Annotated in this window: 23 protein-coding genes and 1 tRNA gene; 9 read left to right on the top strand and 15 right to left on the bottom strand. The window is 62.4% G+C overall.

The window, feature by feature from the left end:
• Window positions 1–499: 499 nt before the first annotated feature.
• The 4 genes from recJ to C1A35_RS26925 all read right to left on the bottom strand — a co-directional run bounded on the left by recJ (window position 500) and on the right by C1A35_RS26925 (window position 5,602).
• Window positions 500–2,302, bottom strand: coding sequence for a single-stranded-DNA-specific exonuclease RecJ (gene recJ, locus C1A35_RS26940; RefSeq protein ID WP_104667303.1), 1,803 nt, complete (start codon window positions 2,300–2,302; stop codon window positions 500–502).
• Between the two features lie 236 nt (window positions 2,303–2,538).
• Window positions 2,539–3,861, bottom strand: coding sequence for a homoserine dehydrogenase (locus C1A35_RS26935; RefSeq protein WP_104667302.1), 1,323 nt, complete (start codon window positions 3,859–3,861; stop codon window positions 2,539–2,541).
• A gap of 88 nt (window positions 3,862–3,949) precedes the next feature.
• Window positions 3,950–5,167: an LL-diaminopimelate aminotransferase gene (locus C1A35_RS26930; protein ID WP_034796568.1), complete on the bottom strand. Its 1,218-nt coding sequence runs from the start codon at window positions 5,165–5,167 to the stop codon at window positions 3,950–3,952.
• 126 nt (window positions 5,168–5,293) lie between these two features.
• The gene (locus tag C1A35_RS26925) at window positions 5,294–5,602 is read right to left on the bottom strand and encodes a hypothetical protein (protein ID WP_104667301.1); all 309 of its coding nucleotides are present in this window, start codon (window positions 5,600–5,602) and stop codon (window positions 5,294–5,296) included.
• A 109-nt stretch (window positions 5,603–5,711) separates the two neighbouring features.
• Between C1A35_RS26925 and phaC the strand changes: the two genes are divergently transcribed.
• From phaC to radC, 4 genes are read left to right on the top strand one after another with little or no spacing between them, the layout of a single operon-like run.
• Window positions 5,712–7,550 (top strand): poly(3-hydroxyalkanoate) polymerase subunit PhaC, encoded by a 1,839-nt coding sequence (phaC, locus tag C1A35_RS26920; protein ID WP_060583199.1) that lies wholly within the window; start codon window positions 5,712–5,714, stop codon window positions 7,548–7,550.
• Window positions 7,551–7,569: 19 nt separating this feature from the next.
• Window positions 7,570–8,289, top strand: a complete 720-nt coding sequence (sfsA, locus tag C1A35_RS26915) for a DNA/RNA nuclease SfsA (RefSeq protein WP_104667300.1) — start codon at window positions 7,570–7,572, stop codon at window positions 8,287–8,289.
• A gap of 30 nt (window positions 8,290–8,319) precedes the next feature.
• Entirely contained in the window at window positions 8,320–9,159 is an 840-nt protein-coding gene (map, locus tag C1A35_RS26910; protein WP_104667299.1) for a type I methionyl aminopeptidase, read from the top strand.
• On the top strand, window positions 9,156–9,944 hold the full coding sequence (gene radC, locus C1A35_RS26905; RefSeq protein WP_104667298.1) for a RadC family protein: 789 nt from the start codon (window positions 9,156–9,158) through the stop codon (window positions 9,942–9,944). The genes map and radC overlap by 4 nt, the downstream gene beginning before the upstream one ends.
• 85 nt (window positions 9,945–10,029) lie before the next feature.
• Here the strand turns inward: radC and C1A35_RS26900 are convergent, their stop codons facing one another.
• Both C1A35_RS26900 and C1A35_RS26895 read right to left on the bottom strand, forming a co-directional pair.
• Window positions 10,030–11,208 (bottom strand): zinc-binding metallopeptidase family protein, encoded by a 1,179-nt coding sequence (locus tag C1A35_RS26900; RefSeq protein ID WP_104667297.1) that lies wholly within the window; start codon window positions 11,206–11,208, stop codon window positions 10,030–10,032.
• Between the two features lie 51 nt (window positions 11,209–11,259).
• Entirely contained in the window at window positions 11,260–12,303 is a 1,044-nt protein-coding gene (locus C1A35_RS26895; protein WP_104667296.1) for a magnesium and cobalt transport protein CorA, read from the bottom strand.
• Between the two features lie 201 nt (window positions 12,304–12,504).
• On the opposite strand from C1A35_RS26895, the gene sthA reads away from it, so the two are divergent.
• Window positions 12,505–13,920, top strand: coding sequence for a Si-specific NAD(P)(+) transhydrogenase (sthA, locus tag C1A35_RS26890; protein WP_104667295.1), 1,416 nt, complete (start codon window positions 12,505–12,507; stop codon window positions 13,918–13,920).
• Window positions 13,921–14,119: 199 nt separating this feature from the next.
• A complete protein-coding gene (locus tag C1A35_RS26885; RefSeq protein ID WP_104667294.1) occupies window positions 14,120–14,923 on the top strand; it encodes an endonuclease/exonuclease/phosphatase family protein in 804 nt (267 codons plus the stop codon).
• A 155-nt stretch (window positions 14,924–15,078) separates the two neighbouring features.
• Here C1A35_RS26885 and tig read toward each other — a convergent pair whose 3' ends face one another.
• The 4 genes from tig to C1A35_RS26865 all read right to left on the bottom strand — a co-directional run bounded on the left by tig (window position 15,079) and on the right by C1A35_RS26865 (window position 18,706).
• Complete coding sequence (gene tig, locus C1A35_RS26880) at window positions 15,079–16,557, bottom strand: trigger factor (RefSeq protein ID WP_104667293.1); 1,479 nt, start codon at window positions 16,555–16,557, stop codon at window positions 15,079–15,081.
• Window positions 16,558–16,735: 178 nt separating this feature from the next.
• Window positions 16,736–16,820 (bottom strand) — tRNA-Leu (locus tag C1A35_RS26875).
• 192 nt (window positions 16,821–17,012) lie between these two features.
• A complete protein-coding gene (locus C1A35_RS26870) occupies window positions 17,013–17,600 on the bottom strand; it encodes a GDYXXLXY domain-containing protein (protein WP_104667292.1) in 588 nt (195 codons plus the stop codon).
• Window positions 17,597–18,706, bottom strand: a complete 1,110-nt coding sequence (locus C1A35_RS26865) for a DUF2157 domain-containing protein (protein ID WP_104667291.1) — start codon at window positions 18,704–18,706, stop codon at window positions 17,597–17,599. Before C1A35_RS26865 ends, C1A35_RS26870 begins: the two co-directional genes overlap by 4 nt.
• A gap of 935 nt (window positions 18,707–19,641) precedes the next feature.
• Between C1A35_RS26865 and C1A35_RS26860 the strand changes: the two genes are divergently transcribed.
• From C1A35_RS26860 to trmFO, 3 genes are all read left to right on the top strand, one after another.
• On the top strand, window positions 19,642–19,785 hold the full coding sequence (locus C1A35_RS26860; protein ID WP_064816990.1) for a DUF1127 domain-containing protein: 144 nt from the start codon (window positions 19,642–19,644) through the stop codon (window positions 19,783–19,785).
• Between the two features lie 431 nt (window positions 19,786–20,216).
• On the top strand, window positions 20,217–20,360 hold the full coding sequence (locus C1A35_RS37275; protein ID WP_064816989.1) for a DUF1127 domain-containing protein: 144 nt from the start codon (window positions 20,217–20,219) through the stop codon (window positions 20,358–20,360).
• A gap of 100 nt (window positions 20,361–20,460) precedes the next feature.
• Window positions 20,461–21,879, top strand: coding sequence for a methylenetetrahydrofolate--tRNA-(uracil(54)-C(5))-methyltransferase (FADH(2)-oxidizing) TrmFO (gene trmFO / locus C1A35_RS26850; protein ID WP_104667290.1), 1,419 nt, complete (start codon window positions 20,461–20,463; stop codon window positions 21,877–21,879).
• 85 nt (window positions 21,880–21,964) lie between these two features.
• On the opposite strand, the gene C1A35_RS26845 is transcribed toward trmFO, so the two are convergent.
• From C1A35_RS26845 to yajC, 5 genes are all read right to left on the bottom strand, one after another.
• Entirely contained in the window at window positions 21,965–22,432 is a 468-nt protein-coding gene (locus C1A35_RS26845) for a hypothetical protein (protein WP_104667289.1), read from the bottom strand.
• Window positions 22,433–22,585: 153 nt separating this feature from the next.
• Window positions 22,586–23,428: a phytoene/squalene synthase family protein gene (locus tag C1A35_RS26840; protein ID WP_104667288.1), complete on the bottom strand. Its 843-nt coding sequence runs from the start codon at window positions 23,426–23,428 to the stop codon at window positions 22,586–22,588.
• A gap of 20 nt (window positions 23,429–23,448) precedes the next feature.
• Entirely contained in the window at window positions 23,449–23,835 is a 387-nt protein-coding gene (locus tag C1A35_RS26835) for an Mth938-like domain-containing protein (RefSeq protein WP_104667287.1), read from the bottom strand.
• Window position 23,836: 1 nt separating this feature from the next.
• A complete protein-coding gene (gene secDF, locus C1A35_RS26830; RefSeq protein WP_104667286.1) occupies window positions 23,837–26,407 on the bottom strand; it encodes a protein translocase subunit SecDF in 2,571 nt (856 codons plus the stop codon).
• 45 nt (window positions 26,408–26,452) lie between these two features.
• On the bottom strand, window positions 26,453–26,788 hold the full coding sequence (gene yajC, locus C1A35_RS26825; RefSeq protein ID WP_065376915.1) for a preprotein translocase subunit YajC: 336 nt from the start codon (window positions 26,786–26,788) through the stop codon (window positions 26,453–26,455).
• Window positions 26,789–26,996: the final 208 nt, after the last annotated feature.

Below are 26,996 nucleotides of genomic sequence, written 5' to 3'. Positions count from 1 at the left end.
CAGATGAGCGATGATCCGCTCATCAGCCTGCCAGCCGTGGCGCGCTGATCATCCCGGTCCATGCCGGAGAGCACGGCGACCAATGCCGTCTGCTACACCACCTCACGGGACGCGATCTTCGGATGCCGCTGCTTATTGCTTGCGTCGTGGCGGCAATCTATTGGGCGCGCCCGTTGTTCCAGCTGCACTCGTAGCGTTTGGAACTCGTGCGGCACTGGAAAGTGCGTGTTGACGGATCGTTCTGGTTTCGCTCTGCGCCAACGGTTTCGGCGCTGCCAGTCCGCAGTCGACTATCCGTCGGGCCGGTCCTTGTCATCGGCAGCGCCCTCGACGAGCGCCCAGGACATGCCCCGTCGATTTCAGCGCTATGGTGGAAGCGGAGGCGCGACGGCAAGGCGTTGCTGCCACACTCATCGTGGCGACCTGACAGGAGACTTCCAGATTGGTGACCCTCGGCGAAGGGCTTTACCTTCCCGACATCCGCGACGGCGTCGGCCCGTCAAACAGCTTTCGCAGCATCCGTGACGCGCAGTTGCACCCGCCGCTGCCCCTGCCAAAGGTCGGCGGATACGGACCCCGCCACGTGAATTGACGAACCACGGTTGGTGAGCAGGAAATCCCCAAGCGGCGTTTCCGTCGCCCTGAATGCGATGCCGTCGAGGCGGCCGCCGTCTTGGCCTTCCAGCGTCACCTTGACGTGGTTCGCTCCCACCTGTCGGCTGTCGCGCAGCCGGTGCTGCGGGAAGGCGAAGACGGGCTGCGGGTGGGCCGAGCCGTAGGGGCCGGCCTGCTCCAGGAGATCGATGAGCTCCAGCGTCGCGCCGGAGGCGGCAAGCGCGCCGTCGACCTTGAGCGTCTGGACGGCAACGAGATCGCGCACCGCCGCCTCCGCGCGCTCGTCGAAGAACTGCCGGAGCTTGCCGAGTTTCGCACGCTCGACCGTGAGACCGGCGGCCATGGCATGGCCGCCGCCCTTGATCAGCAGGCCGCCATCGACGGCGGCCCGGACCATCTTACCCATGTCGAACCCGTTGATCGAGCGGCCGGAGCCGGTGCCGCGTCCGTTCGGGTCGAAGGCAATGGCAAAGGTCGGCCGGCGGAATTTTTCCTTGATGCGGGCGGCAAGCAGCCCGACGATTCCCGGGTGCCAGTTTTCGCGCGCGGTGACGATGACAGAAGCGCCTTCGCCCGTGCCGTACTCCGATAGAACTTCAGCCTCGGCTTCGGCCAGCATGGCGGCTTCCATCGCTTGCCGCTCGCGGTTGAGTTCATCGAGTTGGGCTGCGATCTTTTCCGCCTCCGCGGCGTCCTCCATCGCCAGGAGCCGGCTGCCAAGGGCGGCATCGCCGATACGACCGCCGGCATTGATCCTCGGGCCCACGAGAAAACCCAAATGATAGGGCGTGACCGGGCCGCCGATCGCCGCCTTGCGCAAGAGGGCCGAAAGCCCGACGTTGCCCATGTGGCGCGCCGCAATCAGTCCCTTGACGACATAGGCGCGGTTAAGCCCCTTGAGCGGCACGACGTCACAGACGGTCGCGAGCGCCACCAGGTCGAGCTGCGCCAACAGATCGAAGGAGGAGACGCGGGCATCGCCGGCCTTGCGCAGAACCCGCAGGGCGTTTACGAGAACCAGATAGACGACACCGGCGGCACAAAGATGCCCCTGCCCCGAAAGATCGTCCTCCCGGTTGGGATTGACGAGCGCATGGCACGGCGGCAGCGCCGAGCCGACCTGATGGTGGTCGATGACAACGACATCGACACCTCGGTTTGCTGCGACAGCAAGCGCCTCGTGGCTGGTGGAGCCGCAATCGACGGTCACGATCAGCGTGGCGCCCTTGTCGATCAGCTGCTCGATCGCCGTCGGGTTCGGGCCATAGCCCTCGAAGATCCGGTCAGGAATATAGATTTCGGCATCGATGCCGAAATGGCGGAGGAAACGCGCCATCAGCGCCGAGGACGCGGCACCGTCGACGTCGTAGTCGCCAAAGATCACCGTCTTTTCGCGGCGGCTGATGGCGGTCGCCAGACGTTCCGAGGCCTTGCGGCAATCGGTGAGCGTGTCCGGATCCGGCATCAGCGAGCGAAGGGTCGGATCAAGAAAGCTCGCCGCATCGTCGAGCACGACACCCCGGCCGGCAAGGACGCGACCAAGCAGATCGGAATAGCCGTGAACCTGGCTGATGGCGAGCGCCCGGTTCTGGCCCGCCTGGTCGAGACGCGACACCCAGCGTTGGCCACTGACCGACCGTTCGACATTCAGAAAGGCCCGCTGTACCGGATCCACCAATTCGTCCATGCTCGTCCATCCGCTTGGCGCCTACATTCCTCTTAGCGCATAACCCTGGAAATCGTGACCGTTTTTTGGAGCGGCATACACAGAGATCCACGGTTTACGGGCGTTTGCGCGCTGCAGATGGCCAACGCCCCAAAGAAAAGCCTCGCCGGCATGCTTGCGCGGCGAGGCTTTCAATCTATCGGCGGCAAACGGCGCCGCGCACGGTCATGCCGTGCGGTCTCGGGTCTTTGCCGCCCTCAGTTCGCCTTCGGGCGCTCGATGCGGATGACCTGCGGCTCGCCGACGAGATAGCCCTCGCCCTTGATCGCCTTGATCGCGTCGCGAACCGAGTGCTCGGAGGTCGCGTGTGTCACGAGGATGATCGTCTGCGGCTCGCCCGATTCCATCAGGTGCTTAGAATGCTGCATGATCGATTCCAGCGAGATGCCGTTGTCGGCCATGCGGGTGGCGATGCTGGCGAAAACGCCGGTGCGGTCGACCACCTTCAGGCGGATGAAGTAGCCGCCCTCGTGGCTCTGGATCTGCGCGCGCTTATAGGGAAGCAGCGAATTGGTCGGACGGCCGAAGGCCGGAACGTGCTGGGCGCCAGGACGGCTCTTTGCAATATCGGCGATATCGCCGAGAACGGCAGAGGCGGTCGCGTTGCCGCCGGCACCGGGGCCGACCATCAAAAGTTCACCGAGAATGTCGGATTCGATCGCCACCGCATTGGTGACGCCGTCGACCTGGGCGATGACGGAATCGTAAGGCACCATCGTCGGATGGACGCGCTGCTCGATGCCGCTTTCGGTACGCTGGGCAACGCCCAGGAGCTTGATGCGATAGCCGAGATCGGCGGCCGCATGAATATCGTCGATCGAGATGTTGGTGATGCCTTCGAGATAGATGTCGTCGGCAGCGATCGCCGTTCCGAAGGCGAGGCTCGTCAGGATCGACAGCTTGTGCGCCGTGTCGTTGCCCTCGATGTCGAAGGCCGGATCGGCTTCGGCGTAACCGAGGCGCTGGGCTTCCTTGAGGCAGGCTTCGAAGGAAAGTTCTTCCTTCTCCATCTTCGTCAGGATGTAGTTGCAGGTGCCGTTCATGATCCCGTAGACGCGCGAGATCGTGTTGCCGGTCATGGATTCGCGCAGCGCCTTGATGACGGGGATGCCGCCGGCAACGGCCGCTTCGTAGTTGAGCAGCGCGCCCTTTTCCTCGGCGATCTTGGCAAGCTCGATACCGTGGGCAGCCAGCAGCGCCTTGTTGGCGGTCACCACGTGAATGCCGCGCTGCAAGGCAGCCTTGACGGCCGAATAGGCCGGATCGCCGGCACCGCCCATCAGCTCGACGAAGACGTCGATATCGGCGTCACGCGCGAGCGAAACGGCATCGTCGAACCAGGCGGTCTTGGATAGATCAACGCCGCGGTCCCGGTTGCGGTCGCGCGCCGTTACGGCCGTGGTCTCGATTGCCCGTCCGCACGTTGTCGCAAGCATCTCGTGACGATCCTGAAGGATTCGCACGAGCGAGGCACCGACGGTACCCAAGCCCGCAATGCCGATTTTGAGGGCATCTGCCATAGCCATTTCCTAACATGTAGAGGGCGCGCCGCGAGAACAGCAGGGCCAGTGTGGAAGGAGGCGCGCGTCAAGCACGCCTCCCGACTTCTTACCTATGAGCGTTGAGCGAGATGACGTTGTGCATCGTCTCGTCGGCGGTCGACAGGAATTTCTTGATGTTGCGCGCCGCCTGGCGGATGCGGTGCTCGTTCTCCACGAGTGCGAGACGCACGTAATCGTCGCCCTGCTCGCCGAAGCCGATGCCCGGGGCAACCGCGACATCCGCCTTCTCGACGAGAAGCTTCGAGAACTCGAGCGAGCCCAGATGCCGGAACTTTTCCGGGATCTTCGCCCAGGCAAACATCGTTGCTGCCGGCGGCGGCACTTCGAAGCCGGCCTTGCCGAAACTGTCGACCATCACGTCGCGGCGGCGCTTGTAGATGTTGCGAACCTCCGCGATGTCGCTGCCGTCACCGTTCAGCGCCTGGGTCGCCGCCACCTGGATCGGCGTGAAGGCGCCGTAATCGAGGTAGGATTTCACCCGCGTCAGTGCCGCGATCAGCCGCTCGTTGCCGACGGCAAAGCCCATGCGCCAGCCCGGCATCGAGAAGGTCTTCGACATCGAGGTGAACTCGACCGTGCAGTCGATCGCGCCCGGAACTTCGAGAACCGACGGCGGCGGCGCGTCGTTGAAGTAGATCTCCGAATAGGCAAGATCCGACAGCACGATGATGTCGTGCTTCTTCGCAAAGGCGATCACGTCCTTGTAGAAGTCGAGAGTCGCGACCTGCGCCGTCGGGTTCGACGGATAGTTGAGGATCAGCGCCAGCGGCTTCGGGATCGAGTGGCGAACAGCCCGCTCCAGCGGTCCGAAGAAGGTTTCGTCCGGTTCGACCGAGATCGATCGGATGACGCCGCCGGCCATCAGGAAGCCGAAGGCGTGGATCGGATAGGTGGGATTGGGGCACAGGATCACGTCGCCAGGTGCTGTGATCGCCTGGGCCATGTTGGCGAAGCCTTCCTTGGAGCCAAGGGTGGCGACGACCTGGGTATCCGGATTGAGCTTGACGCCGAAGCGGCGGGCGTAATAGGCGGCCTGGGCACGACGCAGCCCGGGAATGCCCTTCGACGACGAATAACGATGCGTGCGCGGGTCCTGAACGGCCTCGCAGAGCTTGTCGACAATCGACTGTGGTGTGGGGAGATCCGGATTGCCCATGCCGAGGTCGATGATGTCAGCACCGGCCGCTCGCGCGCTTGCTTTCAAACGGTTGACCTGTTCGAAAACATAGGGCGGCAAACGCCGGACTTTGTGAAACTCTTCCATCTCCAAACCTCGTTTGGCGCACGCTCCCGCCAGCGGCTCAAGCCTTCGCGAAACCGTGCGCTGTGGTGAACGGCCGTCCATGCGGCCATTGAACGCTTTGCGTCCAAATCACCGGAAAGGCAAGCGCTAATTCTGGATCTCTTTCAGCGTGTCGGCGCCGTGCTGTTCGGCCAGCGCGCGCATTTCTTTCAGGCGACGCTGATACTCGGCTTCGGAGATCGCGCCGGACTTGCGCGCAGCACCGAGAGAGCTCAGGCGCGCCTGCATGCTTGCGGCTTCATCGTTGGTCATCTGCGCCGTTGCGGCTGGCTTCTGGCCATAAACCGACGGATAGTTCTCGAAGTTGGTCCCCTGGCTGTTGCAGCCTGCAAGCGCGCCTAGCAGAACGATCCCGGCAACCCAGGTAATGGAACGCTGTTTTCCGACGGCAAGCATACTGGAGACGACCTCTATTTTGATGGCGCGACGATGCGCTAGCCCTTGTAATCATTTTCGGGCAGAATGTAAAAATACAAAACAAACAAGATGCTGTGGAGGACGCCGGGTGACAGCAGAGAGGAATGCGGAAGGCAAGGACGGCTACGCAGGCTTCGATCCCAAATCCGTCGAACCTTATATCGTCAAGGATCCGGAAAGCCTCGCCGTCAACCTCGCCCGCGCCATGGAACAGCTTGGCAAGGCGGCTTCTGCCTGGCTGGCGCCGCGGGAATCGGGCCAGAAGTCCGATACCTTCGCCGAACCCGTTACCGACATGGTCAAGACGCTGTCCAAGGTCTCGGAGTACTGGCTTTCCGATCCTCGCCGCACGCTCGAAGCGCAGACTCACCTGATGGGCAGCTTCTTCGAGATCTGGTCGCGCACGCTGCACCGCATGTCCGGCGAAGAGACGGCGGAGCCGGCCGCCCTCCAGCGCAACGACAAGAGATTTACCGACGAGGACTGGGTGAAGAACCCGTTCTTCGACTTCATTCGCCAGGCCTATTTTGTAACGTCGGACTGGGCCGAGCGCATGGTCGAAGACGCCGAGGGGCTCGACGACCACACGAAACACAAGGCTGCTTTCTACGTTCGCCAGGTTTCTAGCGCGCTGTCTCCGACCAACTTCGTCACCACCAATCCGCAGCTCTACCGGGAGACGGTTGCCTCAAGCGGCGCCAACCTGGTCAAGGGCATGCAGATGTTTGCCGAGGACATCGCCGCCGGTCGCGGCGACCTCAAGCTCCGGCAAACGGACACCAGCAAGTTTGCGATCGGCGAAAATATCGCGATGACGCCGGGGAAGGTCATCGCCCAGAGCGACGTTTGCCAGGTGCTGCAATATGAGGCGACGACGGAAACCGTGCTGAAGCGGCCGCTGCTGATCTGCCCGCCCTGGATCAATAAGTTCTACGTGCTCGATCTCAACCCGCAGAAATCCTTCATCAAATGGGCGGTCGACCAGGGACACACAGTCTTCGTCATCTCCTGGGTGAACCCGGACGAACGGCACGCGACCAAGGACTGGGAAGCCTATGCCCGCGAAGGTATCGGCTTTGCGCTCGATATCGTCGAGCAGGCCACGGGTGAGCGTGAAGTCAACGCCATCGGCTACTGCGTCGGCGGCACCCTGCTTGCCGCGACGCTCGCATTGCATGCGGCCGAAGGCGACGATCGCATCCGCTCGGCGACACTGTTCACGACGCAGGTCGATTTCACCCATGCGGGCGACCTAAAGGTCTTCGTCGACGAGGACCAGATAAGCCAGATCGAACAGAACATGAGCGTGACCGGCTATCTCGACGGCTCGAAGATGGCGACCGCCTTCAACATGCTGCGCGCCTCGGAGCTGATCTGGCCCTACTTCGTCAACAACTACCTCAAGGGCCAGGAGCCCCTGCCCTTCGACCTGCTCTACTGGAATTCCGATTCGACGCGGATGCCGGCCGCCAACCATTCCTTCTATCTGCGCAACTGCTACCTCGATAACAAGCTTTCGAAGGGCGAGATGGTTCTTGCCGGCAAGCAGGTATCGCTCGGCGACGTGAAGATCCCGATCTACAATCTCGCGACCAAGGAAGACCACATCGCACCGCCACGCTCTGTATTTCTCGGCAGCGCTTCGTTCGGCGGCAAGGTCACCTATGTTCTTTCGGGTTCGGGCCACATTGCCGGCGTCGTCAACCCGCCGGACAAGGGCAAGTATCAGTTCTGGACCGGCGGCGCGCCCAAGGGTGACTTCGACGATTGGTTCAAGGCCGCCAAGGAAACACCGGGATCCTGGTGGCCGCATTGGCACCAGTGGATCGAGAAACTCGACAAGCGACGCGTTGCGCCCCGCAAGCCGGGCGGTCCGCTGAACTCGCTCGAGGAAGCGCCGGGCTCCTACGTACGCGCTCGCGCCTGAATCATTCGCAGGACCTGCCTTGATCTTCGATCCTCCGCTGACGACCGCAACCCTTGTGCAGCGCTACAAGCGCTTTCTCTTCGACGCCCTGTTGCCTGATGGCACGGCCATGACCGGATCCTGCCCCAACACGGGGTCGATGCGCGGGCTGACGACACCCGGTTCACGCATCTGGATGTCGGAACACGACAGCCCGACGCGCAAATACCGCCACATGCTCGAGATTGTCGAAGCAGACGGGACCATGGTCGGCATCAACACCGGCCTGCCCAACCGGCTTGCGGAGGAGGCCATCCGGCTGGGCCTCGTATCCGATCTTCATACCTATGCGCATAGCGCTCGCGAGCAGCGATACGGTCGCAATTCCCGTATCGACATTCTCCTCAGCGACCCCGAACGCGGCCTTGCCTATGTTGAGGTCAAGAACGTGCATTTCAGCCGCACACCCGGCCTCTCCGAATTTCCTGACAGTCCGACCACTCGCGGCGCGAAACATCTCGACGAGCTCGGCGACATGGTCGAGGCCGGCCACCGCGCCGTCATGCTCTACCTTGTTCAGCGTGGAGACTGCGACCATTTGAGGATCTGCCGTGACTATGACCCGGCCTATGCACGCGCCTTCGACCGTGCCATGGCGCGCGGGGTCGAGGCCTATGCCGTCAAATGTCAGGTTTCGCCAACGCAAATCCGCCCGACCGGACTGATGACAGTGGACGAAGCGGCCCTCGCTGCTCTATGAAATCCCACTGGAACAACTGAAAGCTTTGGAATGGTGACTTACATCGAGGCAGGGTCTGCGCCCTACAAGAACACCGGCGTCATCCGGCTCTACGGACCGGAAGGCTTTGAGGGCATGCGAAAGGCCTGCCAGGTGACCGCGCGCTGTCTGGACGAGCTCGTCTCGCGGGTACAGCCGGGCGTCACCACCGACGAGATCGACCGCTTCGTTTTCGAGTTCGGCATGGACAATGGCGCCCTGCCGGCCACGCTCAATTATCGCGGCTATACGAAGTCATCCTGCACGTCGATCAATCACGTCGTCTGCCATGGCATCCCGAACGACAAGCCGCTACGCGAGGGCGACATCGTCAATATCGACGTCACCTATGTCTTCGATGGCTGGCATGGCGATTCGAGCCGCATGTATCCGGTCGGCGAGATCAAGCGCGCGGCCGAACGGCTGCTCGACGTCACCCATGAAAGCCTGATGCGCGGCATTGCCGCCGTGCGGCCCGGTGCCCGGACCGGCGCGATCGGCGAGGCGATCCAAGCCTATGCCGAAGCGGAGCGCTGCTCCGTCGTGCGTGACTTCTGCGGCCATGGCGTCGGCAAGCTCTTCCACGATGCGCCGAATATTCTTCACTACGGCCGCGCCAATGAGGGGCCCGAGCTGCGCGAAGGCATGATCTTCACCATCGAGCCGATGATCAACCTCGGCCGTCCGCACGTGAAGGTGCTTTCCGACGGCTGGACCGCCGTTACCCGCGACCGCTCGCTTTCGGCGCAATACGAACACACGATCGGCGTCACTGCCGACGGCTGCGAAATCTTCACGCTGTCGCCCGCCGGCCTGTTCAAGCCTGGCGTCAGCACGCTTGGCGCTGCATGACGAAGCGTCCGATCTCCCCTGACGGCGACATGGCGCCATCGGCGGACGAGAGGACGTTTTTCCCGCAACTGCAGCTGGACAACGCGCCGGCAGCCAAGAAGGCGCCGGCGCCCGAGGCACACTATCACGGCCATCGCGATCGCCTCAGGGCGCGCTACCGCGAAAACGGTGATGCGGCGCTTGCCGACTACGAAATCCTGGAGATGCTGCTGTTCCGGCTGATCCCGCGCAAGGATACCAAGCCGATCGCGAAAGCGCTGCTTGCCCGTTTCGGCACGCTCGCCGGGGTCTTCGGCGCGCCGATTGCGCTGCTGCAGGAAGTAGACGGCATCGGCGAGGCCGTCGCACTCGACCTCAAGCTGATTTCGACGATCGGTCACCGCACCCTGAAGAGCGAGCTTCGCCAGAAGCAGCTTCTCTCGTCCTGGAGCGCCGTCATCGACTATTGCCACGCGGCGATGGCCTATGAGACCAAGGAGCAGTTTCGCATCCTGTTCCTGGACAAGCGCAACACGCTGATTGCCGACGAGGTGCAGCAACAGGGCACCATCGACCATACGCCGGTCTATCCGCGCGAAGTGGTCAAACGGGCGCTGGAGCTCTCCGCAACCGCGATCATCCTCGTGCACAATCATCCGTCCGGCGATCCGACGCCGTCGCGCGCGGATATCGACATGACCAAGCTGATCGTCGAAACGGCGAAACCTTTGGGGATCGCCGTGCACGATCACATCATCATCGGGAAGGACGGCCACGTGAGCCTGAAAGGGCTGCGGCTGTTCTGATCGATCCGGCGCTGGCTGCTTCACACGCCGGAAAGATCAGCCTTGCGCTGACGCCGGTCCGAGGCAAGACACGAGAGTGAAGGCATCACCCGATGGGGCCACCGCCTCCGGACGTATTCGCCGCCGAACGGAAGTCTTCAACGACCAGATGCACGAACTGCAGCTTGGCCACTGTGGGCTTCGGCATCACGAAGGGGTAGAAGTCCGGCTGGCCCATGCTGCGCGCCAGTTCGTTGAGCACCATCGTCATCTCGATCCAGGAGTTCAGCAGCGACAGGAACCCGTCAGCGGCGGCATCGTCGGGCGCATACAAGGCGTCGCGTTCGAACGGTTCGATCACCGCTTCGAGATCCTCTGCGTCGAGCCCAAAGCCGAACGCCGTTCCAAGGCTATCAATCATATGCAGGTAGTGCGCCCAGGTTTCGGCCCAGTCTTCCCAGGGATGAGTGGAAGCGTAGGAACTGATGTACCGATCGGCCCAGTCTGCGGGTGGGCCGTTCTCATAGTTCGCCTTCAATGCCGCCGCATAGTCGGCACGCTCGTCCCCGAAAAGTGCGCGAAACGGCTCCAGCCAGGGACCGTTCAGAACGAGCCGATTCCAATAGTAATGGCCGACCTCGTGCCTGAAATGGCCAAGGAGCGTGCGATAGGGTTCATGCAGTTCGAGCCGCATCTTTTCGCGCTGGACTGAATCCGCCTCCTCGATGTTGACCGTAATCAGGCCGTCGGCGTGCCCGGTCAGCACGCGCGGCCCTTGTTCCGGCGAACGCAGGAAATCAAACATCAGACCATCTTCCTCGTCCTCGTCGACCTTGGACTTCACGGGCAAGCCGAGTGCCAGCAACTGTGATACGAGCCGTCGCTTCGCCGCCTCAAGCAGCCCCCAGTAGCGGGCATCGTCCGCACGATCGAGGTTCGGAATCGTCCGGTTCAGCCGGCAAGCGATGCAACGTTCCCCCGGTTCGCTGGCCGTGAGCATCCAGTTGCAATGCGCCGGCGTGTCGCGGTTGCCGCAATACTTCAGCAACGGCCGTTCCCCGCCTGCGGTCCAGGTGCCTGGCTGTGGGCCGGGGTCGAGCGGCAGCAGCGCGTCTTCTCCGGGCAGATATCCAAGCGGCGCCTGGCAACTGTTACACAGCATGTTTCCGAAAAACACGTGACTGCCACAGCGGCACACAAAGGTACGCGAGTACCGCTTGCTTACGTCGCGGTGTTTCCAGTTCGTACCGATCAAGTCGCTGAGCGTTTGCAGAAGGCTTGCCACTAGATCCTCCGAGTTCGGGAATTGGCAATGTCGGCCGGTCAGTGCCCCGGCTTAAAGCCATTTCGCGCGGCGGAAGAACCGGTAGAGTGTGCCGCAAAGGCCGATGATGACCGCCAACACGACGAAGTAGCCGTAGCGGAACCTGAGTTCCGGCATGTCGTCGAAGTTCATGCCGTAGATGCCGGCAATCGCCGTCGGCACGGCGAGGATCGCGGCCCAGGACGCAAGCTTGCGGGAAATCTCCGTCTGCTCGGATTGCCCGACCATCAGGCTCGCCTCGAAGGTGAAGGCCAGGACCTCGCGCAATGCGTCGATATCTTCCTGGACGCGACGCACGTGGTCCGTCACGTCGCGAAAGAGCGGCTGCAGGGCCGCATCCATGCCTGGCAGATCGATGTGCTCATGCCGCCGACAGACGTCGACCAGCGGCACCACCGCGTTTCTTAGTCTCAGGAGATTGCGCCGCAGCAGATAGAGCCGCTCGATGTCGCCCTTGACCAGCCGCTCCCGCAATAGCCGATCTTCGAGTTCCTCGACCTCCTCGTGGATCGCCTCGATCACCGGCATATAGTTGTCGACGATGAAATCGAGGATCGAATAGAGGATGTAGTTTTCGCCATGGGCAAGGGCTGCCGGCGACGATTCGCAGCGCTGGCGCACGGCCATGTAGGATGTCGATGCGCCATGCCTGACAGAGACGACGTAACCGCGACCGACGAAGAGATGCGTCTCGCCGAAGGCGATTTCGTCACCGACCATGTGGGCGGTACGGGCGACGACGAAAATCGATTCGCCGTAGATTTCCAGCTTCGGCCGCTGGTGCGCCTTGCAGGCGTCCTCGATCGCCAGATCATGCAGATCGAATTCCTGCTGTATCTGCTTCAGCAGATCCGCGTCCGGCTCATGCAGGCCAATCCAGACCACCGTGCCCGGGCGTTCTCGCCACTTGCCGGAGTCTTCGACGCGAATATCGCGCACACGCACGCCGTTTTCGTAGACGGCAGCGGCAACGACGCCTGGCCTCTGCTCCGATTGCGGGACTGTGCCCTCGCTGTCGGACTGCGGCACAACCCTGTTCGTCAGCTCCAGTCCCATCGCGACCCTCCCAGGCGAACACGACACCGATGGGCTCGGCATGTCGTAACGAAGCCAAGCATACGCGCATTCCCTTATATATTCTCATCCGGCTGTTTCGGCTATGAAAACCACTTCATCAAATCGTGCCATTGACGGTATAGAGGCTTGCAAGCGAATTTTCGCAGCGCACAAAGATTCCACCTTCTAACGGAAACGTCCATGAACCAGTTCGATCTCATCGTTGTCGGAAGCGGACCTGCCGGCCGCCGCGGCGCCATTCAGGCAGCCAAGCTCGGCAAGAAGGTTCTCGTCATCGAACAGGGAAAACGCGTCGGCGGCGTTTCGGTTCATACCGGCACGATCCCTTCCAAGACCCTGCGCGAAACGGCGCTCAATCTTTCGGGCTGGCGCGAACGCGGCTTTTACGGGCGCTCCTATCGCGTCAAGCAGGAAATCAGCGCCGACGATCTCAGACAACGGCTGATCATCACCCTCAATCACGAGGTCGAGGTTCTCGAGCATCAGTTTGCGCGCAACCGCGTGCAGCAGATGCGCGGCAAGGCAAGCTTCGTCGATTCGACCACGCTCGAGGTCGTCAAGGACGATGGCGAAACCATCCTCGTTTCAGGCACCAGCATCATGCTGGCCGTCGGCACGAAGCCTTTCCGCCCGGACTACATGCCGTTCGACGGCAAGACCGTGCTCGACAGCGACGAGCTGCTCGATATCGCGACCCTGCCGCGCTCGCTGGTGGTGATCGGTGCCGGCGTCGTCGGGATCGAATACGCGACGATCTTCAGCGCGCTCGACACCCAGGTGACGGTCATCGATCCGAAGACGACGATGCTCGACTTCATCGACAAGGAAATCGTCGAGGACTTCACCTATCAGCTGCGCGACCGCAATATGAAGCTTCACCTCGGCCAGAAGGCCGAAACCGTCGAGAGGCTCGACGATGGTAAGGTGTTGCTAACGCTCGACAACGGCCGCAAGATCGTCACCGACATGGTGCTCTTCGCCGCCGGCCGCATGGGCGCCACCGATACGCTGAACCTTCCCGCGGCAGGCCTCGAGGCCGATAACCGCGGACGGCTCAAGGTCAATCCCGAGACGTTCCAGACCTCGGTTCCGAACATCTACGCCGCAGGCGACGTCGTCGGCTTCCCGAGCCTTGCCTCGACCTCGATGGAACAGGGCCGCATCGCCGCCCGCGTTGCCGTCGGCGCGATGGCCATGGAGCCGCAGAAGTATTTCCCCTACGGCATCTACGCCGTCCCGGAAATCTCCACCTGTGGCCTTTCCGAAGAAGAGGTCAAGGAACGCGGCATCCCTTACGAATGCGGCATTGCGCGCTTCCGCGAGACCTCGCGCGGCCACATCATGGGCCTCGATTCGGGCCTGTTGAAAATGATCTTCTCAATGAAGACCCGACGTCTGCTCGGGGTGCATATCATCGGCGAAGGCGCGACCGAACTGGTGCATATCGGCCAGGCCGTGCTAAACCTCAAGGGCACGGTCGAATATTTCGTCGAGAACACCTTCAACTACCCGACGCTCGCCGAAGCCTACAAGATCGCCGGCCTCGATGCCTGGAACCGCATGGGTGAGATCAAGCAGGAAGTGCCGAAAGCGTAAGCTGCTGACGACACACCCGGGCTGACAACGACGACGCGTTGACGGCACCGATCGTCTCCGACACGCGAGGAGCGCAGTGCTCTCACCTGTCGAAGTCTGCGCGTCCAGCTCGCGAACCGGCGCGCAGAAACTGCGTCCATGTCCCAGACGTTTGCGAATCGGGTAGTTTCCCCTCTCCTGAGGAAGAGACACGAACGCCATGCGCATCCTTTCGCTCAATGCCTGGGGCGGCAAGCTCCATTCGCCGTTGATAAAGTACCTTGCCGACGTCGACGCCGATGTTCTCTGCCTGCAGGAAATCGCCCGCTCGCCGACGACAAGGGCCGAGTGGCTGACCTATCGCGATGGTGACGTCGAACTGCCGCAGCGAGCCAACCTCTTCGACGAGATCGCGGCAGCACTTCCAGGCCATGACGGCTTCTTCTGCCCGACGGCGCGCGGGGCGCTCTTCGACGACGACCGGCTTGTGGCCTCCGAGTTCGGGCTTGCGACTTTCGTCCGGCGGTCCCATTCCGTCATCGGCCAGGCGCTCGGCTTCGTGCATGGCAGCTTCTCGTCCGGCGGCTGGGGGCCACATCCGCGCGCGCGCAACGCGCATTGCATCCGCCTGTTCGACCATGATGCCGGCGCCACGATCACCATTGCGCAGATGCACGGCCTCAGGGAGGTCGGCGGCAAACATGACACGCCGGCACGGCGCGCGCAGGCAAGCGCCTTGACGGATCTAATCCGCCAGGTCTGGCCGGGTGGCGAGCGGCTTGTCGTGTGCGGCGACTTCAACGTGCTTCCCGGCAGCGTCACCTTTGAGGTGCTCGGCGAACTCGGGCTGACGGACCTCGTGGTCTCGCGCGGGCACACGGACACCCGGACGTCGCACTATATGAAGGATGGCCGCTTTGCCGACTATCTTCTCGTCAACGAGCAGGTCGATATCGCAGGCTTCGATGTCGTCCCCCAGCCGGAAGTCTCCGACCATCGAGCGCTTCTGCTCGATATCGCTTAGAGCGGTTTTGTTGCCGTCGGAAGACGCCTCGAGAAGCGCGAAGTCCGACCGGTGACGGCGCGGCATTTCAGTGTTTTCGCCGGGCAGAAGCGCCCAAACGAAAAAGGCCCCGCCGCGAGCGGCAGGGCCTTTCTATTCTCAAGGCTTCGATCCGATTACTCGGCGCTGTCGTCAGCGGCCTTCTTCTTGGCCGGAGCCTTCTTCTTCGGAGCGGCAGCTTCTTCGCCTTCGGCAGCTTCAGCCTTGGCGGTAGCCTTCTTCTTGGCCGGCGCCTTCTTGGCAGCCTTGCCTTCGCCCTCTTCGTCGTCAGCCGTCAGCTCTTCCTTGGTAACCTTCTTGTCGGTTACCGAGATTTCGCCGAGCAGGTGGTCGACGACCTTTTCTTCGAACAGCGGAGCGCGCAGCGATGCAGCGGCGCCGGGGGTGTTCTTGAAGTAGTCGAGGATCTGCTTTTCCTGGCCCGGGAACTGGCGGAGCTGTTCGAACAGCGAACGCTGCAGTTCGTCGTCGCTGACCTGAACGCCGGCCTTTTCGCCGATTTCCGAGAGAACGAGGCCGAGACGGACGCGACGCTCAGCGAGCTTGCGGTATTCGGCGCGGGCTTCTTCTTCGGTGGTTTCTTCGTCAGCGAAGGTCTTGCCGGCCTGCTGCAGGTCGGTGTTGATCTGGCGCCAGATGTTTTCGAATTCGGCTTCGACGAGGCGCCCCGGCGTTTCGAACTGGTAGAGTTCGTCGAGCTGGTCGAGGATCTGACGCTTGACCTTCTGGCGGGTCAGGTTGCCGTACTGGCTTTCGATCTGGCCGCGGACGATTTCCTTCAGCTTGTCAGCCGATTCGAGGCCGAGCTTGGTGGCGAGTTCGTCGTTGATTTCGATGTCCTGGGCGGCAGCGACGTCCTTGACGGTGATGTCGAAGGTCGCTTCCTTGCCGGCGAGGTTTGCAGCCGGGTAATCAGCCGGGAAGGTAACGGTGATGACCTTCTCGTCGCCAGCCTTCAGGCCAACGAGCTGCTCTTCGAAGCCCGGGATGAAGCGGTTGGAGCCGAGAACCAGCTCAGCGTCTTCGTCCTTGCCGCCGTCGAAGGCAACGCCGTCGACCTTGCCGAGGTAATCGATCGTGACGCGGTCGCCGTTGGCAGCCTTGCCCTTCTTCGATTCGTAGCTGCGAGCGCTTTCGGCGATCTTCAGGATCTGCTCGTTGACTTCTTCGTCAGCGATTTCGACGACTTCGCGGGTCACCTTGATGCCGCTGACGTCCTTGAGTTCGATCGCCGGGATGATTTCGTAGGCAACGGTGAACTCGAGGTCAGCTTCAGCGTTGAGGATCTTGTCGGCTTCGGCCTCGTCCTCGGTCATCGCGATTTCCGGCTGGGTCGCCGACTTTTCGCCACGGCCAGACAGGATCTCCGTCGGCTTGTCGCGGACGATCTCGTTGACGAGGTCAGCCATGATCGACTTGCCGTAGACCTTCTTCAGATGCGCAACCGGCACCTTGCCCGGACGGAAGCCGTTGATCTTCACACGGTCCTTCACTTCGGCCAGACGCTCGTTCATCCGAGCTTCCATGTCCTTGGCCGGGATAACGACCTTGAGTTCGCGCTTCAGCCCTTGAGCGAGCGTTTCGATAACCTGCATGTTCAAACCTTCATTTCACGTTGACTGTGCTCTTCCCCTTCGAAAGGTCTGGCGAGCACGTGAGCCGATCCATTTGCCGGGAGTGGCTTTACGCAATTCCGTTACCGTTTTGCAAGCAAAATGGCACTCCAGCCGCCTTCATCCTTGCAGAATCCGGACTTTAGGTGCGATCGCTGTCTGGTGCGGGTAGAGAGACTTGAACTCCCACGCCTTGCGGCACCAGAACCTAAATCTGGCGTGTCTACCAATTTCACCATACCCGCGTTCAGACAATCGCACCGCCTGTACGTATTCCCGCAAGTCCAACCTGCGGAATACCGCGGATACAATGGGCATGCTGAAAGTTCAGGGCTTTCCCGAGCGCGGCGTCTCTATATCACTCGTTCTCGCGGGATCAAAGGGAAAATGCGGGAATTCCACGACCGATCGGATACGCCGGGCACGTATCGCGCGTGTCAATAGAGAGGTTCTTCGTAGACCGGGCTGCCATTGACCGCGATCTCGCGGATCTGCGCCTTTCCCTTGGCATCGACGCGGATGTTGACGGAGAGCGCCTGCGCGTTGCGCGCCTCCTCCAGCGTGCGCCCCTCGCCCTCCGGCACATAGAAGCGCTCTATGCCGTATTCGACATCGACTGACGATGACGATGACGATGGATAGTAGGCAAACGGCAGCGAGCGAAGGACGACGCTGTCGCCCGCGGATGCCAGCGGCTGGAAGGAGGCTTCGGTCGCGGCCCAGAAACCGTCGAGCTGCTTTTCCAGCCGAACGTAGACCTGCGCCTGTTCCTGCTCCCTGGGCGTGTCGCCCTTGAACAATTCCGGCTGGAGCCGGGAAATATCGTAGTTCAGGATCACATAATCGCCGCGAAGCAGATCGCGCGGGTCGACCGGCACGGTCTTCAGGAGAACGTCCCGGCCGCTTCTGAGGATCGATGCCCTACCCTCGATCATGTAGCCAAGTGCCGCCGTCTGCACGCCCGCAACCAACAGGGCCGCCAGCAGCGGGTTCAGCCAACGGGATTTCTGTTCCGACTTCGTCATTGTGGCGCCTCCGTCCGGCGCGCATTCGCCAGATGGCCTTCGATGCGGATGACGATCCAGGCGATGCCGGCAACGACCAGGCCCGAAATCAGGAAGAAGCCCGACGTCCCAAGCATGGAGCCAAGCGTTTCGAAGGCGAGATAGAGAAGCTCGCCGGCAAAGGCCACGTAGCCGAGATAGCGCACGGCGCCGTTCTGGGCGCCGGCCAGCGCGATTCCGAGAAGGGCCACCAGCAGCGTGCCTGCCCCGGTCAGGACCTCCGTCGTCAGCCCCTCTGCCTCATATTGAAGGGTCGTGAAGCCGAGCAGCGCCAGTGCGAAGGAATAGAACGCAGGCGCCGATCCGGCATCGATCGCAAGCGCGCGAAGCGGCGACCCCGGCAGGGTTGCCGCCAGAAAAGCCACGAGGCCCAATGCCGCCAGACCGATGGAAAAAGCGAGCGACGCGTTGTCGAGGTAAAGCCAGGCGAGCCACGAAAGCACGAGCAGATAGGCGAGGTGACGGACTCTATCGGCGGACGTGAAGCGAACCAGCAGAACGACGATCACGGCGAGCGCCGGAACGGACCACATGCGCCAGTCCGCCGCGCCGTTGAATCCGTCGTCTTTCAGCACCGTGGCGAAATAGAACCAGGCAAGCCCGCCCGCAACCGCCGCCATTGCCGCGGAACGAAACGCGAGGGCCGAGAGGACGGCGCCGGCAAACCACAGCAGCGCGGCATCGGCCGCGTCCCCAGAGAGGTGATACATCTGCCCGATGAGCGCGATGCCGCCACCGAAGGCGGCCGCTCCCAGGACGAGCGCGGCCGCAGCCAGCGTCGTTCGGCCGGTCTGGGTCAGCCAGGCGGCGGCGAAATGGAAGCCCCAGACGAGGGCGATGATGCCGGCCACCCGCGCAAGGCGCGGCAGCGCCTCCCAGTTGGCGGCGACAAGCAACAGGATGGAAGCGGACAACAGGAGCGCGGCGAGAATGAGCAGGACCCGTCCGGCGCGGAAGGTCGACTCGCGACCGTCATACTCGGCCAGCATCGCGCGCGCCGCATTCTCCTGCAGCAGCCCCTTGTCGACCCAGTGCTTGAAGTCTCGTTCGAGACGCGCGCGGTACATCCTGCCCCCAGCCTAGAATCCGATGCTTGAAATGGTCCGGTTCAGTTCCCAACTAACCACGTATCGGCGCGGAAACACAATCGCTCTCTCATGGTTGGGCACCAAACCGATAAGGACGAATGAACGGCTTGCGCAATGCGCATATCTTCCATGCGGATATTGCACTGCACAAATCGATTTAAACGTCCTATATTCAGATCATCAAAGGCGAACGAAGGCATGAAGCCAGACGGTCGCCAGCGGAAATGGCCAACCGCCTCAGTTTGCTGGGAAAGGCCCGGGTAAAACCGACGGAATTCGGACGAGCGCACTCCTCCTCCCAGCGCTCTTCCGATCAGATTGGCAACACTCCTCCTCCCAGTTGCCAATCACCCCAAATGACGCTCGCTGGATCTCCTCCCCCAGCGGGCGTTATTCTTTTTCGGCCCTCCCCTCCATGAAGAAGCCTCCGTCTGCGCAATTGCACAATATTCGTGCATAGTTTCGTTGCGCCTGCTCTCTGCCATGCGTTCGGCGCATAGGTGCCATTCTGGAACGGCGCTACCCTTTTGCCCGGCTCCATACTATCTTCAACTCATCGATCGGGGTGGCGCACTCCTCCTCCCAGCGCCCCTCGATTTGGATCGGCGACACTCCTCCTCCCGGTTGCCGATCAGAACAAAGCGACGCTCGCTGGATCTCCTCCCCCAGCGGGCGTTGTTTGTTTTTTGGCCCTCGATTTCGGGCAGCATCCCCAACCGATAAAACCCGATCGCGCCGCGCGTTCCAACGCCACCGGTGATCGCGCCATTGCGCAGAGGCTTGCACGGCCTGCATGGGTGCGATGCAGCATTGTCTCTGTAACTTCTGCTCAAAATGATTATATTCCAGCTCATCAGATGACGGCCAGCAAGAGAGATTAAGCGCTGGCACACGACCCTAGAAAGGATAGGATCATGAACCTCGCACGTTCTTTCAACAATTGGCGCAAGTATCGTCAGACCTGCAACGAACTCGGCCGCATGACCGACCGCGAACTGTCTGACCTCGGCATCGGCCGCGGCGACATCCCGTACGTTGCCCGCCAGGCCATCAAGTAATTCTGGCTGCGCTTTAGGCGCAACCGACCTCCAGTAAACGCCCTCCGGTTCGTTCCGGGGGGCGTTTTCTTTTTGTCGCAGCCGGTACCGATCCAATCGCGTCTTCGCAGGTGCGAGAGGCACCCGATCTCTCGCCACCGCAGCAACCTGCGTGAAGGGTACGACGCCCATCGAAAGGTGCTGCGGTGTCGCTCGTCGGCAGTCCGTAAATACATTTGAAAACAATCGCTTATCAGCGCACAATTAAGATTTTAATCAATCATTAATCGATGCTGCCTTTTGAAGCGCTGCCCATCTATGCGGCGATGCACTGCACAAATGCATAGCAGCTGCATTTTCTTTGCACTCCACCTTCTAATTAGACAAGCGTATAAGAACCTCAACGACGCAGACAGATGGCTGTCGCGACAACCTGATTTGAGGAAAAGACCATGAACCCGATTCGTATCGCAAAAAGCTGGATCAACTACCGCCGCACTGTCAGCGAGCTCGGCAACCTGTCGAACCACGCTCTCAATGACATCGGCATCACCCGCTACGACATCCGCAACATTGCGGCCCGTTCCTTCCGTTAATCGGAACGAACGACCAGGACTTCCAAGACGGCGCCTTCAGGGCGCCGTTTTCGTTTATAGGCGTTGGAACCAAGGGCCGAGCCGTGGTAGGAAGCCGGCCATGAGCAAAGACACCTCTTCCCATTCCCCCATCCACGTCATAGGCGGCGGCCTTGCCGGATCGGAAGCCGCCTGGCAGATCGCCGAAGCCGGCGTGCCGGTCATCCTGCATGAGATGCGCGGCGTGCGCGGCACCGACGCGCACAAGACCGACGGCCTTGCCGAGCTCGTCTGTTCCAATTCCTTCCGCTCGGATGACGCGACCAGCAATGCGGTCGGCGTGCTGCACGCGGAAATGCGGCTTGCCGGCTCGCTGATCATGAAATCGGCCGACGCCAACCAGGTGCCGGCCGGCGGCGCGCTCGCAGTCGATCGCGACGGCTTTTCCGATGCGGTCAGCGCGGCGATCGCCGCCCACCCGCTGATTACGGTCGTGCGCGAAGAAGTAACCGGCCTGCCGCCGAAGGACTGGGATCTCGCTGTCATCGCGACCGGCCCGCTGACGGCGCCCGACCTTGCCGAAGCGATCCGCACGGAGACCGGCGCCGATGCACTCGCCTTCTTCGACGCCATCGCGCCGATCGTCTACACCGAGACGATCGACATGGACGTCTGCTGGTACCAGTCGCGCTACGACAAGGTCGGACCCGGCGGCACCGGCAAGGACTACATCAACTGCCCGATGACCGAAGAGCAGTACAACGCCTTCGTCGACGCCCTGATCGCCGGCGACAAGACCGGCTTCAAGGAATGGGAAGGCACGCCCTACTTCGACGGCTGCCTGCCGATCGAGGTGATGGCCGAACGCGGCCGCGAGACGCTGCGCCACGGTCCGATGAAGCCGATGGGCCTCACCAATGCCCATAACCCCACCGTCAAGCCCTACGCCGTCGTGCAGTTGCGCCAGGACAATGCGCTCGGCACGCTCTACAACATGGTCGGTTTCCAGACGAAGCTGAAGTATGGCGCCCAGGCCGAGGTCTTCCGCATGATCCCGGGCCTGGAGAATGCCGAATTCGCCCGCCTCGGTGGCCTGCACCGCAACACCTACATCAACTCGCCGACGCTGCTTGACGGAACGTTGACGCTGAAGTCGCGCCCGGGCCTGCGCTTTGCCGGCCAGATCACCGGCTGCGAGGGCTATGTCGAGAGCGCCAGCATCGGTCTGCTCGCCGGCCGTTTCGCCGCTGCCGAGCGCAAGGGCGAGACGCTGGCGGCTCCGCCGGCGACGACCGCCTTCGGCGCGCTCCTCAACCACATCACCGGCGGGCACATCGTTTCCGACGACGAGCCGGGCAAGCGTTCATTCCAGCCGATGAACGTCAATTTCGGCCTGTTCCCGCCGCTCGATCCGGGTGCGATCACCAAGCCGGAAGGCGTCAAGCGTTTCCGCGGCAAGGAGAAGGCGGTCGCCAAGAAACAGGCAACGGCCGCGCGCGCGCTTGCCGATTGCGCCGCCTGGCTCGACCAGTCCGCCTGACGCTCGGACGGAAAGCAAGGCAACGACAAAAGGCCCGCCTGCAGCGATGCAAGCGGGCCTTTTTTTGGGGGAGAAGCGGCGGGAGCTATTCGGTCGCCTGCGCCGTGTGCGGCGGCTCGGCGGCGGGCTGCTCGAACTCCGACTTCGGGCTGAAGCTGCCAAGCAGCCAGAGCGAAACTTCTGCCGCCTCGCCGGCGCTCTGAAACTCGAAATCGTTGTCGAGATAGGCAAAATCGGGGAAATGCACGATGAGGCCGCGGCCGGTCTCGGAGCTGTTGACCCTGACCTTACCGGGCTGGATCACGTGGCAGACGTAGTGCGTGCCGTGCGACTGGATAAAGCCAGCCTTGCCGTCGTGCAGCCGCAGGAAGATCGCCTTGCGGTCCGCCGTCGAATGCAGCGCCCGGATCGCCTCGTCCGGAAAGGCGCGCCCAAATTCCACCATCGCCGAGCCGGCATCGGGATTGTCCCAGTCCCGCTCGGCGCGGGCGTTCATCCACATGTAGAATGCGCCGACCAGGACGATGACGGCGATGAGCAATAACCAAAGCATCCGCGGGCGCTCCCCTTCGCTCGGCGTGACGCCGATAAAGCGCTTCTATACGCTGCGAGGCTTGTGCCAATTTGTCGTCATGACCGGTGCGCCAACGCAAGGAGCCACGCGGAGATCCGATCAGGCGAACCTCTGGCCGATTGTCCGGCTAAATCAGAAGCGATGGCGGCGCGCGGCACGCCACATCCACCATTGCCGCTGCCATTGGGCCGGGCGTATGGGCTTTTGCAGAAGCCCGGCGCCCGCAGCCTCTGCACGATCGAGCACCGGCTCGACGAGCGCGAGCGGTATGAAGGCGGGGAAGTTCGACGGCGCGATCTTTCCCATCTGCGCGCGCGCCTTGACGAGATGATCCCGTCCGAACCCGGCAAAGGCCCTGATCGCGCGGCTGATCGCAGCCGTGTCTTCACCGGCGATCAACGTATCGCGATCGAGACCGGTGGCACGCAGCAATTCGGCCGGCAGGTAGACCTGGCCGCGGCGCAAATGGATCGGCAGCAGCATGAGGAGGCCAGCGACTGTCTGCGCGACCCCGCCGTGACCGGCGGCCTCCGCCGACTTTGCGGCGTTCTCCGGATCAAGCACCAGGGACGAGAGCTGGATCAGGGCAGAGGCGGTCTCGCCGGCATAACCTTCGAGCGCCGAGCGATCTTCCATCGGATCATCGTAAAGGTCGAAGATCCGTGCGTCGATCATGTTCTCGAAGACGGAAACCGGCAGCCGGTGCGCACGAATGCAGCCAAGGAGCGCTTCGGCGAGCGGATGCCCTTCCCCGGTCGATGCGTCGTTGCCGATGAGATCCCGCCACCATTGCATGCGGATCTCGCCGGGAATCGGTTCGTGCACGAGATCGCGAATGCGCGCGATCTCGGCATTGAAGGCATAGAGCGCCGCCAGCGCGGGCTGTTTGTCGGCGGGCGCAAGCAGGCAGGCGAGATAGCGGTCGCGGTCCGTGTCCCGCAGGTCGGCCAGGATCTGGGCGGTAATGTCGTGCACGTCGTCTTCTCCGGATCCGATCAGACGGCGATCAGCGCGACGGCGACGGCTCGCGATTCGGCCAGCATGACATTGTAGGTCCGAACCGCAGCCCCGGTGCTCATCGGATCGGACGATATGTTGACGGCGCGCAAAGCCGTCTTCAGGTCGGCTGGCAGCGGGCGGATGTCCTTGCCCGTGCCGACCAGCAGCACTTCGATGTCCTGCGCCTCGTCGAGAACCTTGCGGAACTGGTCGACATCGAGCGCGTCGCCTTCGGCAACGTCCCAGGCGTAGACGCCTGACGGCAGCATCAGGATCGAGCCGCGGTGCGACATGTCCGCGAAGCGGAAGCCGCCATTGCCATAGGCATCAATCGGGGCACGTCCCGGAAAATGGGCTTCGCGAATTTCAATTCCCTTGGGCATTTCAGACAGCACCCTTTGCTGCGCCGGCAGCACCCGTATCCGCGCCAGAGGCGTTCTCGTCCCCCGGAATGTGGTCGGTGCGCTTCCTGAAGAGGATGAGGATCGGCCCGGCGATGTAGATGGATGAGATCGTTCCGACGATAACGCCAAACAGCATAGTAACACTGAAGGCGCGGATAAGGCCGCCACCGAAGAGATAAAGCGCCGCCAGGGCCAGAACCGTCGTCAGCGCCGTCAGGATGGTGCGCGACAGCGTCTGGTTGATCGAGGTGTCGATCAGCACCGACAACGGCATGCGCCGGTAGCGGCTTAGGTTCTCGCGGATGCGATCGTAGATGACGACGGTGTCGTTCAGCGAGTAACCGACGATGGTCAGGACTGCTGCGATGCTGCCGAGATTGAACTCGATTCCGGTCAGCACGAGGAAGCCGATCGTCAGCAGGACGTCGTGCGTCGTGGCGATGATCGCGCCGACGGCGAAGCGCCACTCGAAGCGCAGCCACACATAGAGAAGGATGGCCAGGAACGACACGGCGAGCCCAATGGTGCCGGCGCGCGTCAGCTCGCCGGAGACAACGGGACCGACCACCTCGACGCGGCGGAAATCATACTCGTCCGAAAGTTCCGCCCGGATGACGCCGGCGGCCGTCTGCTCGGCATTATCGCCCGCTTCCTGCGACGGCACCCGCACCAGAACGTCCTCGCCCGAGCCGAGCTGCTGCACCTGGACCTCGCCGAAATTCAGTTCGTCGAGACGCGCGCGAAGATCGGCGACATCGACCGGGCCGCCCTTGGAATGCAGCTCGATGATCGAACCGCCCTTGAAGTCGACGCCGAGATTGAGCCCGATGCCGGCAAGGAGCAGGACCGAAGCGAGCGACAGGGCCGCCATCAGGATGAAGACCGGGTTGCGGATCCGCATGAAGCGGATGTCCAGATCACTGAAGCGGCCGGTCCGGATACCCTTTGGCAGGCGTTCCGACTTCCACTGGCGCAGCCAGCGCTTCACGATCAGGCGGGTGACCGTATAGGCGGTAAAAAGCGTCGTGACGCTGCCGATCGCCAGCGTCACGGCAAAGCCGCGCACCGAGCCAGAGCCGAGGTAGAAGAGGATGGCGCTCGCGATCAGCATCGTCAGATTGGCGTCGAAGATGCTGCTGAAGACGCGAGAAAAGGCGTTGTTGATCGTGCGCCGCAGCGGCTCGGCGCCGCGCACCTCTTCACGCAGGCGCTCATAGATCAGCACGTTCGAATCGACGGCGACGCCGATCGTCAGGATGATGCCGGCGATGCCCGGAAGCGTCAGCGTCGCGCCCGAGACGGAGAGCGCCGCGATGATCAGAACAATGTTCAACGCCAGCGCGATGACGGCAAAGACGCCGAAGACCCCGTAGAAAAAGATCATCGAGGCAGCGACCGCGACGGCGGCAACCAGGCCGGCCGTCAGTCCATCGGCAATGGCGTCGCCACCGACGCCCGGGCCGACGGTCCGCTCCTCGACGAAGGTCAGCGGCGTCGGAAGCGGTCCCGTCCTGACCAGGGCGGCAAGGTCGGCCGCACCTTCGGTCGGCAGGTCTGCGGAGATGCGCAATGTGTCGCCATTGACCGCGTCCGTCAGCTTCAGCGTCGCGATGACCTGGCCGTCGAGAACGATCGCGGCATCCCTCGGCGGCTGTTGCGCCGCAAGCGCGGCGACGCGCTGCTGCGAGCCAGCATCGATCTTGATGGCGACCGACGCGCTTTCGCCGGAGGCATCGGCTTCCGGTTGGGCGCCAACGAAATTTGCCGCGGCGAGCAGCGGCGCTTTTTCGACAAGATAGGGCACCGGCGGATCGTCGAAGGAATAGAGGACCTCTGTCCCTGCAGGCGGCTGGCCCTCCACGGCGCGCTGCACCGGCACGGACGTATCCAGCATCCGCAAGGCCAGATTGGCCCTCTGGCTGAGCAGATCCTTCAACCGCTGCGGATCACCGAGGCCGGGCACCTGCACGATGAGGCGGTCTTCGCCGCGACGCTGAATCAGTGGCTCGATGGCGCCGACTTCGGCAACGCGGCGACGCACCACGTCTATGGACTGCGCCACGGCCAGCGACAGCCGGTAGTCGATGCCTTCGTCGGTCAGGCGCAGGCGAACCAGTTCATCGGGTTCGGCGCTGTCGAACACGACTTCGGAGATGGGCTCGGAGCCGAAGCCGCCGATATCGACAGGTGCCGCCAGCGGCTTCAGCCGCTCGCGAGCGGCTGAAAGTTGCGATCGGTCGCGAACCCGAAACGCAATCGACTGACCTTCACCGGAAAGGCCGATATAGGCGATGTCGGCATCGCGCAGCGATTTGCCGACCTCGTTGGCGATCGTTTCGAGCCGTTCCGCGACGATGTCGCTGCGTGCGGCGCGCAACATGAAGTGCGAACCGCCTTGGAGATCGAGCCCGAGCGCCACCTGGCGATGAGGCAGCCAGGACGGAAGTTCGGCTGCCTCTTCGCGGGAAAGAACATTCGGCAACGCAAAGGCGATGCCGGCAAGCGCCACCAACCAGACGAGGATACGTTTCAACGGCGGTAATCTGCGCATGCCTCAAACGCTCCAGTTGCTCTGCTGGTGGTGGCTGTTCCTGCCTTATTCCTTGACAGGTTCGCCCTTGACGCGAACTTCCGACACGCCGCTGCGAACGACGCGGATCTTCACGCCTTCGGCGATTTCGACTTCGAGTTCGTTGTCGTCGACGACCTTGGTGACCTTGCCGACGATGCCGCCGCCGGTCACGACCTGATCACCGCGACGGATGTTCTTCAGGAGCTCCTCGCGGCGCTTCATCTGAGCGCGCTGCGGACGGATGATCAGGAAATACATAACGACAAAAATCAGCAGGAACGGCAGGATGGACATGAGAATGTCCGCGCCGCCAGCGGAGGGGGCGCCGGCAGTCTGCGCAAAAGCTTCGGTAATGAACATCGATCACTCCTTGAGTTCAAATATCGGCGGTTCCTCCGCGCCAAATCGGCCGGAATATAGGGACGCCCGGCCGCTCTGCAAAGCCGCGGGCACCCGTACGCGTTCCTGTGCCTCTGACACAATTTACACAAGAGGAGAACCCCTCGCGCGGGCCTCGGTGACCTTTTCCAGCGTAAACCTGCGTGCTACCGGGTTTCTGGTGGGACAT

Source organism: Ensifer adhaerens, from assembly GCF_002940685.1.
In the GTDB taxonomy this organism is placed as follows: Bacteria; Pseudomonadota; Alphaproteobacteria; order Rhizobiales; family Rhizobiaceae; genus Ensifer; species Ensifer adhaerens_E.
The sequence above is the reverse complement of the archived record's forward strand: the minus strand, read 5'-3'. Positions and strand labels throughout refer to the sequence as shown.